Consider the following 10,686-nt stretch of genomic DNA (forward strand, 5'->3'; position numbering starts at 1 on the left):
CTCCCATGCTCCGTTCCGGTCAGCCGGCGACGGAAAGGCGCGGGTCGTACAGCCCCCGACCTCCGAGCCCCCGGCCGAGTTCGGTGGTCAGGGCGGGGTCGTCGTGGTCACGGCCGTAGCCCCGGCCGCGCAGCAGCTGCTCGTCACCGTTCGTACCGACCAGCTTCCAGCCGCCACCGACAACTGGGCGTCATCACGAAGGGCTGGGGTGGCTATGAGAGGGTCAGGGGTGGGACCAGGGTCGGCGTCTGCCGGTGGAGTGATGGGTCCGGGCGGCTCCGATACCTGCGAGGTGCAGGGCCAGGGACGTCAGCCCCAGGAGCATCACCTTCGTGGAGGAGAACACATCGTTGGTGCCGAGGGCCGCAGCGTTGATCAAGAAAGCGATGAAGACAGCACGGCGGCGGCCATACCGAGCATGTGCAGGCTTCTTTCGATGAGAAGTGAAGGCCCGTGTACCCGGCCAGCGTCGCTACAGGCATGGACGGCGTCTCCACAGTCGCATGACCCATTCGCGAGTACTCGGAGGTGGGGTGACGAGTCCTCAGACGGGGGCGTGCCGGGGGTGTGCGGTCTTGCGTGGGGCGGCGTGATGGGCGGGCCGGCCTGTCGCGGGAGCCGGGAGGCGTCGCAGGGACAGGCCCGCGGTGACGAGGAGAGCGGTGAAGGCGGTCAGGAGGAGGAGGGACACCCACATCTGGCGGCTTCCGGGTGCCTGCCAGCCGGTCCAGGCAGAGGATCCCGCCCACAGCAGGACACCCGCAGCGTAGAAGGAGCGGACACGGTGCAGCTGCCGCACGGCCCGCAGGAACTGGATGCGTTCGGTCTTCGGTGCCATGCGCAGCCGTGTACCCCGATGTGCGACGAGTATCGGGGCGAACTATCAAGGTCGGGAAGACCTTGTGGAGGGGGCTGCGAAGGGGCTTCGTGGGAGGTGCGGGGCGGTCAGGTCCGATCGGCCTTGCCTTCAGGGGTCCAGGACCAGGGTCTCGGTGCAGGTGCCGGGCCCTCCATGGCGCTGCGGAGCTTTTCCTTCAGGCTCTTCGGCGGTGCTTCCTTCTCTTCCCGCGCGTGCACGAGCCGGGCCGTGGTCACCCGTATATGGCACTCGCGGTGCCGCTGCTTCACCAGCACGATCCACGCACCGTCCTGAGCGAGCAGGGCATGACGGGCGGGCTCGTCTCCCGGGCGTGCGTGCCGGGCCAGGATGCCTGGCAGGTGGTGCAGGGCCGCGTCCTCGGCGGCCGCAATCGCTTCCGCCCGGTCCGGGCCGATACGGTGCGTACCCACAAGCATCCACCGGTGCAGCTTGAGATCCGTACCATCGGCGCGCTCGGTGGTCCGGGTGTCCTCCTCGATGAGGACGTACCAGTCGTCGGTCATGGGCGGACCTTATCCGCCGGTGCGGGGCGCGAGGACGGCTTCGACCTCGCGATCACGGATGAGGCCCACGGAACCGCCGGTGATCTCGGTCGTCCATGGGCGGCAATCCACGACAACCAGCGAATCGCGGCGGACTTCCGGCTTTGCCTCACCGCTACCCCGCGAATCCTGGCGGCACCCCAGCCGCGCAGGGGCGCGGACGGCCAGGAGGCAGAGATCGCGAGCATGGCCGACAACCCGAACGGCACGTACGGCATGTGGCTCGCCGAGCTGGGCTTCTCGGAAGCGATCGGGCACGAGATCCTCGTCGGGTTCGAGATCGACGTCCTGGAAATCCGCTGCCCCTCCCCCGTGCTCGGGGAATCCGAGGACGCCCGGGGGGCCGGCGCCTGGCGCTCTTGCGGACCGTACTTCTGGAGCACGCCGCCGCGTGGAATCTGCACACGGTCATGACGTACCGCCAGAAGGCCTAGGAGGCAGCGGCGTTCGCGGAGAAGCTGCCGGAGACGGCGGCCGAGCTGTCTGTGAACGACGCCTCGGACGACGAGGACTCGGCGAAGGCGGAGAAGCTCCCGGCGTCGTCGATCGGGGCGGAGTTCTACGAGCTGGAGGCCGGCCGCCACGTCCCGCCGGACCGGGTGTGGTCGGCGTGGCTGTGCGGCGACCACCTCGTCTCCGAGCGGCGTGAGGTACTGCGGCAGTTCGCCGAGGGTGTCGATGCGGCCGGGCGCCGGGTGCACCGCGCCTTCCTCGCCGGCGTTCGCGTGCTCGGGGAAGGCGTGGACATCGCCGGCGACGCAGGCGACGGCGAGGACCAGGAGGACAACGGCACGCAGACCGCCACCGAAGCGGCCCTGCTGCGCTGGCGAGCGGAGAACGAGATCACCGGTGTCTATGCCGCCCCTACGACACCGAGACCGAGGTCGGCGTCACCAAGAACTTCCCCCTCGGGCGGTGGATGTGCCAGCAGCGCAAGGTGCTGCGGACTGGTGAGCTGGAGAAGCGGCGCAAAACGCTGCTGGACGTGCCGGAGGCCGGCATGGTCTGGGAGCCGGGTGAGGAGGCGTGGGAAACAAGCTCGCCGTACTCCTGTCCTACCGGCAGGCCACCGGACACCTCGTGCCCCCCGGAAGGACGCGATGTGGGGCGAGGAAGACGAGATGGTGCCCATCGGGCAGTACGTGGCGAACCTGAGGTGGAAAGGGGTCTGGGCAAAGATCTGGAGCGGGCCGCCCTACGCGCGACACAGGTGACGGAGATCGACCCCGACTGGAACTGAGCCCGTTCCAACTTCGGGCAGCCCCTGATCGGCACCGTGTCATGGGCGTCCGATAGACCCTGCCTATGACGATGACGTTCGTGGCGGTGGTCGAGGGTGATGCGGGCGGAGGGCACGTCGATCGGGGTGCGCTGACCGAGGTGATCCGTGCCCGGTGACCTGAAGCCGAGATCGATTCGTCGGCCCGTAGCGCGGTACACAGTCTCATCTGGGAGATTGATACGGAGAATGGCCCGGGTGAGGCTTAGATCCTGTCCTATGCGGTGAGGCGGTCGTGGGGTTCGTCATGGGGCGGGGTACGTGGAGTTGGATTGTTCCGGACGGGCTGTAAAAGATCGCGAAGCCGCTGATCTCGCCGTCGAAGGTGCGGCCGCAGGGTGGTGGGACGCAGGACACGCCGGCCAAGCCCTGAAGCCCATGATCGCGGGTCTCCAAACGAAACATGACCCTCATCGCGGCCGTCACTTCAAACCCCAGCGCCTGCATGCCGACAAGGCCTACGACATACCTGAACTGCGGAAACGACTCCGCGGCAAACGCATCGGCGTCCGCATCGCCCGCAAGGACATCGAGTCCGGCGAACGACTCGGGCGCCGCCGGTGGGACATCGAGCGGACCAGGTCCTGGCTCACCGGATACCGCCGGCTCAACCACCGTTACGAGGGTCGCCCCCGCAACTACCTGGCCTTCCTCGGCCTCGCCGCAGCCATCTGCTGCTACAAGCAACTCGCCCGCCTCACCACATAGGACACGGTCTGAGGGTGCTTCGAAATGGCGCTGGCCGACTGGGCCGGAGTTCTTGTTCCTCTGGGCCCCGGTAGGGTGCGGTGGTGCGCACGGTCGAGCTTTTGTTGGATGAGGCGGCGGAGCTGGCGGTTCGGGAGGCGTGGCAGCGGCTCGCAGATGCGGGGTTTCCCAGTCAGGCACGTCACCGTTCCCCGACCAACAGCCCGCATCTGACTCTGGCGACATGTCCGGAGCTGACCACTCCGATTCGGTGGGAGCTTGCCGAGGTGGTCGCCGTCCTGCCGTTGCCGGTGCGGTTCACGGGCGTGGTCCGCTTTGAGCGGCCCACTTCGGTGCTGGCCTGGGCGCTGGATCTCGATGCCGCGCTGGCCTGCTTGCAGCGCCGGGTGTGGGAGGCGGTGGCTTCGGACAGCCTGTCCGAGGCCCTCAACCCGTTCCACGAACCCGGGCGCTGGAGCCCACACATCACCCTCGGTCGCACACGGCGTGCGGGCGCCTTCGCCGATCGGCGCGTCCCTGACCTGCTGCCGGCGCCGCCCCTGTCGGCCCAGCTCGTCACCCTGCGCAGCTACGACACCGAGACCGGTGCCTCGGAGGTGCTGGAGCCCCGCTCTTGAGGCGGCCCCGACGCCGGCCCCCTGATGGCGGCCGAGGAGCGCCGGCGTACGGATCCGGGGGACGAGGGTGGAGAAGGAGGGACGGAGTGCGCACCCTCCAACGGGTCGTCAACTCCCCTCTGTCAGATTCTGGTCGAGGACGCCGATGAGCCGTGCTCCCGCGCGGTCGGTCCCGCGGCGCCCCTGCTTCGCGTCCGCCGAAGCCCTTTCCAACCGTAGCCGTGCTGTACGTCCACGCAGCGTCAGCGTCATCAACTGGTTGCCGAACCACGGCCCGCCGGTGCGCTCCCACCGGACCGCCGGTCGCTCGACCCGTCCGTGGCGGGCAAGGAGATGCCCGATCCCCTTGGCGAACCGGCTCCAGCCGAAACGGAACCCGGCCCGCATGGCCGCGGGCACCGAGTTGTGCAGTGGTGAGCAAGTGAACTGGAAGACGCGGGAGCGCGGCGGCTGCCCGGTGGTCCAGACGGGCTCGGCCACGTACGCGTGGTGGACGTCCCCGGAAAGCACGCACACCGTCGCCGGAGCGGTGTCGGCCCTTCCCACCTCGGCGACCGTCTCCGTGAGTTCTTCGAACGACGAGGTGAACGCCGCCCAGTGCTCCAGGTCCGCCCGCCGACGCAGCCACTCGCCGAAGCGCACCCAGCGCGGACCGCGTTCGCCCCGGCAGAGCGCCGCGTGCCAGCCCTCCGCGAAGTGGACCATCGGAGGCAGCAGCCACGGGAGTGAGGTCCCGACCAGCAGGTGGTCGACGCCACCGAGCTCGTCGAACGCCTGTGTCCTCAGCCAGGCCGCTTCCTGGGCGTCCAGCATCGTCCTGTGCTGCTCCTCCAGCACCCGCGCGGCCCGGGTGTCGACCATCAGCAGCCGGGTGCGACCGAAGTCCCTGCGGTAGCTCCAGCGCACCGACGCGGGTTCGGCGTCGGCGCGTTCGGCGAACGCGCGCAGTACCTCCGTGGCGTCGTCGGCCGCCAGGACCGCCGCGTACAGCTCGTCCTCGGCGAGCTCGGCGGGAGAGAGGTTTCCGAGGTGCTGGTAGACCCAGTACGACATCAGGCCGCCGGTGATCCGCTCGTGCCACCAGGGCGTCGCCCGCATGTCGGCCACCCAGCCGGCGCTGGTGTTCCAGTCGTCGATGATGTCGTGGTCGTCGAAGATCATGCAGCTGGGCACGGTCGAGAGCAGCCAGCGCAGTTCAGGGTCGCCCCAGGACTCGTCGTAGAGGTGGGTGTACTCCTCGTAGTCGGCGACCTGGTCCGGCGGGGCGGCGGCGCCGGTGCCGGCGGCCCGCCGATGCCGGGCGATCCAGGCGCGGGTGTCAGCGGATGTTTCGTCCGCGTACACCTGGTCGCCGAGGAGGAGGAGAACGTCCGGACGCTCGGCCTCCGGGTCGGCGGCGAGCCGTGCGGAAAGGGTGTCGAGGGCGTCGGGGCCCACCGGATCGGACTCGCCCACGGCAGGCGCCGCCCACCGGCACGAGCCGAAGACGACCACCGCGCCCGTCGCCGGGACAGGCGGCGTGTGGATGGTGCTGGGCGGCTGGAGCGAGTCCGCGAGGGGCCACACCCGCTCGCCGTCGAGCAGCACCTCGTACGTCGTGGCGGCCCCAGGGACGAGTCCGGTCACGACCATCAGCGCGTAGTGGTGGTCGGCGACGCGGAACGTCGGAGCCGAGCCCCCCGCGCCGCCTGGGCACCGTACCTCCGCCGTGCACGCCCGGTCGGTCTCGACCCACACCGTCGCGCTCGTGCCCGACTCCCAGTCAACGTGTCGCAGGAGCGGCCCCAGCCTCAGACCGGCCATCACGGGTCCCCCTTCCGGCGCTCCGCACGGTACGGAACGGCTGCTCTGTACGGTACCGAGCCCCTGCGGAAACAGCGCCGTCACACCGCTCGGCCGCCCCGTGCCGCCCCCGACTCCGATGGCTTGCTCTTTCACCACGGTACGCACGCCTTCAGCAGGCGGCCGGTGTCTCAGCGCATGAATCCCACGATCTGAACCAGAACCCGTCCTGGTGAACGCCACCACTGCACCCATGCGATCGCCGTAGGGGACAACCACCGAGCCTCGGCACACCGCCGTGCCACAAACTGCACACCGATGTAGTGCCTGACCCCATTCACCGGCACATCATGCCCGACCTCCAGCCACCGCCTGGGCCGGGCAGTCGTCAGGCCGGGGCCCACGGCCTCGGCGGCCTACCTCACCGGCGCAAATCCACTGCCCAGCCAGCGACCAGGTGCTTATATGCGGAGAGGTAAGAACCCGAGCCCGGCCGGCCGCCAGGCCAGCCCGCACCGCGCGGTCCCAGACAGAACGGCGAAGCCTGGTCTTCTGAGTCAGGAATTCTGTTCAGCTACGAGGCGAGGCGTTCGAGGATCTCGTTCGCGGTCTTGGTCCAGACGCAGGACCTGGGGTCGGTGTTCCAAGCGGCGATCCAAGTCCGGATGTCCTGTTCCAGTGCCTGGACGGTCTTGTGGACACCTCGCCGTATCTGCTTGTTCGTCAGCTCGGCGAACCATCGCTCGCCCGGGTCGGGCCAGGACGACCCGGTCGGCGTGAAGTGCAGGTGGAACCGGGGGCGGGCCACAGCAGTCAGGTCTTGATCGCGGGGGCCTTGTGGGTGGCGTAGTCGTCCAGCACCAGGTGGACGGCGAGGTCGGCCGGGATTTCCTTGTCGAGCTCGATGAGGAACTTCTTGAACTCCTCGGCCCGGTGGCGCCGGTGGAGTGAGCCGATGACCTTGCCGGTGGCGACCTCCAGGGCGGCGAACAGAGTGGTGGTGCCGGCCCGGACGTAGTCGTGCGTGACCAAGCCCGGAAGCTGTGCGGACATCACCCACGCCCGCAAGTCAGGGCTGGTCGAGCAGCTGGCCGACGGACACGCGGTCGAGATCCTTGCCGATGCCGGCTACCAGGGCCTCGGCGCCCAGACCGGCGGACGCAGGGTGGCGCCCCCGCACCGCAAGTTCAAGAAGAACGCCCCCGACGGGTACGAGGATATGTACGAGCGCCGGCGCAAGGCGCACTCCTCACGCCGCATCCGGGGCGAGCACGGCATCGCCCATCTGAAGGACTGGCGGGCACTGACGCGCCGCCTCGGCCGCCGCGAGCACATCAGCGACACCGTTCAGACCGTCGCCGGCCTGCTCTCCCACCAGCAGACCGCGGACCTGATCCCCACACAGCAGAGGTGAAAGTGGTGGTCGCGGCGATACTGTTCACGATGACTTCGTGACTGATCAGCGGCCTGCTGCGCCAGTTCATGGAGATGTGGGAGAACAGCCGGTGCTCCACCTTGTTCCACTTCGAAGTCCCCGGCGGTAGGTGACAGACGGTGATGACCAGGCCCGTCTCGGAAGCCAGGGCGGCGAGTCCGGACTTCCAGGCTCGGGTGCGGTAGCCATTGGAGCCGCCCGCGTCCGCGGTGATCAGCAGCCGGGTGGCACGGGGGTGGTCGTGCCTGCCGACCGCCTGCCACCAGCGACGGATGGAGGCGACCGCGAACGCGGCGGTGTCGTGGTCGGTGATGACGCTGACCCCACCGGTGTTCGCAGCGACATCGTAGATCCCGTACGGGATGGCCTTGCCCGGCCCCCGCCGGTCCGGGAAGTCGTGCGTCTTGACCTGCACGGGCTCGCCGGTCGGCATCCACTCACGGCCGCCGTTCTTGTATGGGCCCACCAGCTCTTTCTTCTTGGTGTCCACGCTGATCACGGGGGTGTCCGGCGTCTCGGTGGTCGCGGGCTTGTTCGTTGATGTAGCGGAACTGGGCGTCGCGATCCGGGTGCTGCGTGCTCTCGATCGTCTTGGCGTTGGCCTGCAGGCTGAAGCCCTCCTCGCGCAGCAGGTCGCCGACGGTGTCCGCCGAGACGCGGTGGCCTTGCCGGGTGAGTTCGTCGGCGAGTTTCCTGGTCGACTTGGTCGTCCAGCGCAGCGGCGACATCGGATCACCTCGCAGGTCCGGCTCGACGAGCGCCAGCAGCGCAGGTCGCAGCCCCGGATCCACCTCAGCGGCCTTCTTGCGCCCGCCGCCGGGGCGGCGGACCCGACCCAGCGGTTCCGCCCCCGCTTCCAGCTCGTGCACGCCCTTGCGGACGGTGGTCTCGCCAACGTCGGCCGTCTGCGCAACGGCCCGGATCCCGCCGTGTCCCAGGATCCGGGTCTCGCCCCCCCATCAGCAGACGGCGCTGGAGTTCGTCTCCGTGCTCATCGTCCGGCTCCGGTCGTTCTTGCGGGGATCTTGGCGTGCGTTCCCGCAAGGCTTCCGGCGCCCCCGACCGTACGTCCTCCCGGGCGGGGACGCGGTCATGCGCCCCCGGCCGACGCTCGGGCGGCCTGGTCGGCGGCGTCGCTGAGCGTGCGCGCGCCGGAGGTGCTGAGGCGGCCGCTGCTGCTCTCCAGGTGGGCTCGGACGAACCACTGGAACTGCTCCAGCTTCGCCAGCTGCCCGATCAGCATGTCCTCCGTCACCGGGTCGATGTCGCCGGCCGTCTTCATGGCGGCCCGGTGGTCCTCGATGACGCCGGTGTAGACCAGGTCCAGCGCGCCGAGGTGTGCGACGGCGTCGGCGCGTCCCACTTCGTAGTCGTCCCAGGTGCGCCCCGCGACGAGGGCGCCCGGCGTGCCGATCGGGACCCCGCCGAGGGCGGCCATGCGCTCCGCCGTGGAGTCAGCCATCTCCCGGACGGCGTCCACCTGCGGGTCGAGCATCTCGTGCACGGCGATGAAGTGCGGGCCGACGACGTTCCAGTGGACGTGCTTCAGGGTGAGGGCCAGGTCGTTGAGAGCGTGCAACCGCGCCTGCAGAACGTCCGCGACCCGCTCGGCCTCCGCCGGGTCCAGTCCGGGCACGGTGTGCGGTGCAGTGGCCTGCGTGTCGTCGGTCATGGGCGGACTCCTCTTGGTCACTGTCGTTCGGATACTGCGGCTCCCGGGCGGACCGTGCGGCCCCTCCCGTCGCCGTCTCCTCGCCTGCCCCACCAGACGCAACGCACACCCCCGGTCTCGTCGCCACCACTCCGGACGGTGTGCGGGGGGTACCCCTATTCCTTTGGTCAAGGTGGATGAGGCTGTTCCAGGGCGTCTGGAACGATGTGCTCGTGCATGTTGATGATGAGGCGGTGGCAACGGGAGGGAACGGACCGGAGTGGACGGGTGCGGTCAGTCACCGTCTCCGTTGCTGCGTCTGTGGTGGGTCGACGGATGGCGCCGAGGACTACGTGCTCGTCGAACTGACGGCGAAGGGCTCTGACGTGCGCCAATGGCTGGGTGCGCATGCGGAGCACCTGAACTCCGTCCTTGCGGAGGGGTTCTCCGTTGAGGTTCACGACATGTAGTGCTGCCGTGGGGACCTGCGCGATCTCGGTTCGCAGGCAGGCTCGTTGCTGTCACCTCGTTCCGGTTGTCCGAAGTTCGTAGAAGGTGCCGTCTCTGAGCATGGCGAACAGGACGTCGGCCCTACGTCTGGCGAGACAGAGCAGGGCCTGGGTGTGGTGCTTTCCCTGGGCAATCTTCTTGTCGTAGTAGGCCCGCGATGCCGGGTCGCCGAGTGCGGCGAACGCGGAGAGGGAGAAAGCCCGTTTGAGCTGCTTGTTTCCCCTCCTGGAGGGCTGTTCTCCGCGGATCGAGGAGCCCGAGCTCCGGGTCGCCGGGGCGAGACCCGCGTAGGCGGCGAGGTGGCCGGCGATCGGGGAGGTGCTGCCGTCGCCGACCTCGATCAGGATCCTGGCTCCGGTCCTGACGCCGACTCCTGGCATCGAGGTCAGGACCTTGGAAAGAGGGTGGGCCTCCAGGAGTTCCTCGATCCGCCCGGCCAGCAGCTTGCGCTGGTCAAGGACGGCAGTCAGCGAGGCGGCCAGGCTCGGGACGATCAATGCGGCCGCCTCGGTCCCCGGGACCGTCACGGTCTGCTCGTCCAGAACGGTGAAGATGTCCTCGACCAGCACCGTTCCGTGCTTGGCCTGGAGTTTGGCGAACAGTCCGCGGAGCGTGGGCTCGGTGTTGGGCAGGCGCTTGTCGAAGGCTTTCTTGCCGACCGGGGTGACGGCGGTGGCGTGGTGTTCGCCCTTGCCGACGTCCAGGCCGAGGGAGACGTCGATGTCGCCGGTGTCGATCACGTGCAGGCCCCTCCCTCACGCTTTCGTCCGACCTTGCCAGGGCGCCGAGCTGCCACATCCACGTTACGGAGAGCTCTTCCAGCCCGGGTGAAGCCGGTGCTCAAGCCCCTCATCAGCGATCCGTCGATGCCTCCGGACCCGGTGACACCCCCCGGATCATCAACAACAGGAAGGGGAAGTCATGCCGGGCCCGAAGGCCGGAGGCCCCGTTGCGGAGCCACGGAGACGGTAACGGGGGGCAAACGACCAGCCGACGCCCGGCCCATACGCCAGGGCAGCCACCACGGCACCGCCCTGAACCGCTCGCCACAGCCTTGCAGGCCGCCCCGGCGGCGGCCGGGCGCAGGCACGGGGTGGAGGCGTAGGCTGGGAAGTGCCAGAAGGCCGGTGGACGCGCATCCGTGCGCTTGCTTCCCACCCGGAGGGTGGGGTCTTCCGCCGGCCGAACGGCCGGGGACCTCTCCCCCGGCCCAGGTCGTTGACGCGCTTGTGACGGCCCCCGTCACCATCTGAATCCGACGACCTGATCCTTCCCGCACCCC

The 10,686-nt window shown here is 69.2% G+C and carries 7 protein-coding genes and 5 pseudogenes; 5 read left to right on the forward strand and 7 right to left on the reverse strand.

Annotated features, from left to right (window positions below; genetic code table 11):
• Nucleotides 1-223 precede the first annotated feature (223 nt).
• Nucleotides 224-420, reverse strand: a pseudogene (locus ACFYUZ_RS38980) (hypothetical protein).
• 124 nt (nt 421-544) lie between these two features.
• Nucleotides 545-838 (reverse strand): hypothetical protein, encoded by a 294-nt coding sequence (locus ACFYUZ_RS38985; protein WP_389317906.1) that lies wholly within the window; start codon nt 836-838, stop codon nt 545-547.
• Between the two features lie 578 nt (nt 839-1,416).
• Here ACFYUZ_RS38985 and ACFYUZ_RS38990 point away from each other — a divergent pair.
• From ACFYUZ_RS38990 to ACFYUZ_RS39000, 3 genes and pseudogenes are all read left to right on the forward strand, one after another.
• Nucleotides 1,417-2,659: pseudogene (locus ACFYUZ_RS38990) on the forward strand (hypothetical protein); the annotation flags it as partial.
• Between the two features lie 337 nt (nt 2,660-2,996).
• Nucleotides 2,997-3,409: pseudogene (locus tag ACFYUZ_RS38995) on the forward strand (transposase).
• 83 nt (nt 3,410-3,492) lie between these two features.
• Nucleotides 3,493-4,026, forward strand: a complete 534-nt coding sequence (locus tag ACFYUZ_RS39000) for a 2'-5' RNA ligase family protein (RefSeq protein ID WP_389317909.1) — start codon at nt 3,493-3,495, stop codon at nt 4,024-4,026.
• Between the two features lie 108 nt (nt 4,027-4,134).
• Here ACFYUZ_RS39000 and ACFYUZ_RS39005 read toward each other — a convergent pair whose 3' ends face one another.
• Together ACFYUZ_RS39005 and ACFYUZ_RS39010 are read right to left on the reverse strand one after the other, a co-directional pair.
• Nucleotides 4,135-5,829 (reverse strand): alkaline phosphatase D family protein, encoded by a 1,695-nt coding sequence (locus ACFYUZ_RS39005; RefSeq protein WP_389317911.1) that lies wholly within the window; start codon nt 5,827-5,829, stop codon nt 4,135-4,137.
• A gap of 553 nt (nt 5,830-6,382) precedes the next feature.
• Nucleotides 6,383-6,846, reverse strand: a pseudogene (locus tag ACFYUZ_RS39010) (IS630 family transposase); the annotation flags it as partial.
• Here ACFYUZ_RS39010 and ACFYUZ_RS39015 point away from each other — a divergent pair.
• Nucleotides 6,833-7,222: a transposase family protein gene (locus tag ACFYUZ_RS39015; protein WP_389317914.1), complete on the forward strand. Its 390-nt coding sequence runs from the start codon at nt 6,833-6,835 to the stop codon at nt 7,220-7,222. The pseudogene ACFYUZ_RS39010 and the gene ACFYUZ_RS39015 sit on opposite strands and share 14 nt — an antisense overlap.
• On the opposite strand, the pseudogene ACFYUZ_RS39020 reads toward ACFYUZ_RS39015, so the two are convergent.
• Both ACFYUZ_RS39020 and ACFYUZ_RS39025 read right to left on the reverse strand, forming a co-directional pair.
• Nucleotides 7,218-8,203, reverse strand: a pseudogene (locus ACFYUZ_RS39020) (ISAzo13 family transposase); the annotation flags it as partial. The gene ACFYUZ_RS39015 and the pseudogene ACFYUZ_RS39020 overlap by 5 nt on opposite strands.
• Nucleotides 8,204-8,333: 130 nt before the next feature.
• Nucleotides 8,334-8,915, reverse strand: a complete 582-nt coding sequence (locus ACFYUZ_RS39025) for a Dps family protein (protein ID WP_389317916.1) — start codon at nt 8,913-8,915, stop codon at nt 8,334-8,336.
• A 176-nt stretch (nt 8,916-9,091) separates the two neighbouring features.
• On the opposite strand from ACFYUZ_RS39025, the gene ACFYUZ_RS39030 reads away from it, so the two are divergent.
• Nucleotides 9,092-9,364, forward strand: a complete 273-nt coding sequence (locus ACFYUZ_RS39030) for a hypothetical protein (protein WP_389317919.1) — start codon at nt 9,092-9,094, stop codon at nt 9,362-9,364.
• Nucleotides 9,365-9,415: 51 nt separating this feature from the next.
• Here the strand turns inward: ACFYUZ_RS39030 and ACFYUZ_RS39035 are convergent, their stop codons facing one another.
• A complete protein-coding gene (locus ACFYUZ_RS39035; protein WP_389317922.1) occupies nt 9,416-10,144 on the reverse strand; it encodes a transposase in 729 nt (242 codons plus the stop codon).
• Between the last annotated feature and the right edge of the window lie 542 nt (nt 10,145-10,686).

Source organism: Streptomyces sp. NPDC004266, assembly GCF_042874095.1.
Taxonomy (GTDB): domain Bacteria; phylum Actinomycetota; class Actinomycetes; order Streptomycetales; family Streptomycetaceae; genus Streptomyces.

Bases quoted from the DNA above. Each gene is read 5' to 3' on its own strand.
- ACFYUZ_RS38985 (WP_389317906.1), bottom strand. From the start codon at position 838: ATGGCACCGAAGACCGAACGCATCCAGTTCCTGCGGGCCGTGCGGCAG.
- ACFYUZ_RS39005 (WP_389317911.1), bottom strand. From the start codon at position 5,829: ATGGCCGGTCTGAGGCTGGGGCCGCTCCTGCGACACGTTGACTGGGAG.
- ACFYUZ_RS39025 (WP_389317916.1), bottom strand. From the start codon at position 8,915: ATGACCGACGACACGCAGGCCACTGCACCGCACACCGTGCCCGGACTG.
- ACFYUZ_RS39030 (WP_389317919.1), top strand. From the start codon at position 9,092: ATGAGGCTGTTCCAGGGCGTCTGGAACGATGTGCTCGTGCATGTTGAT.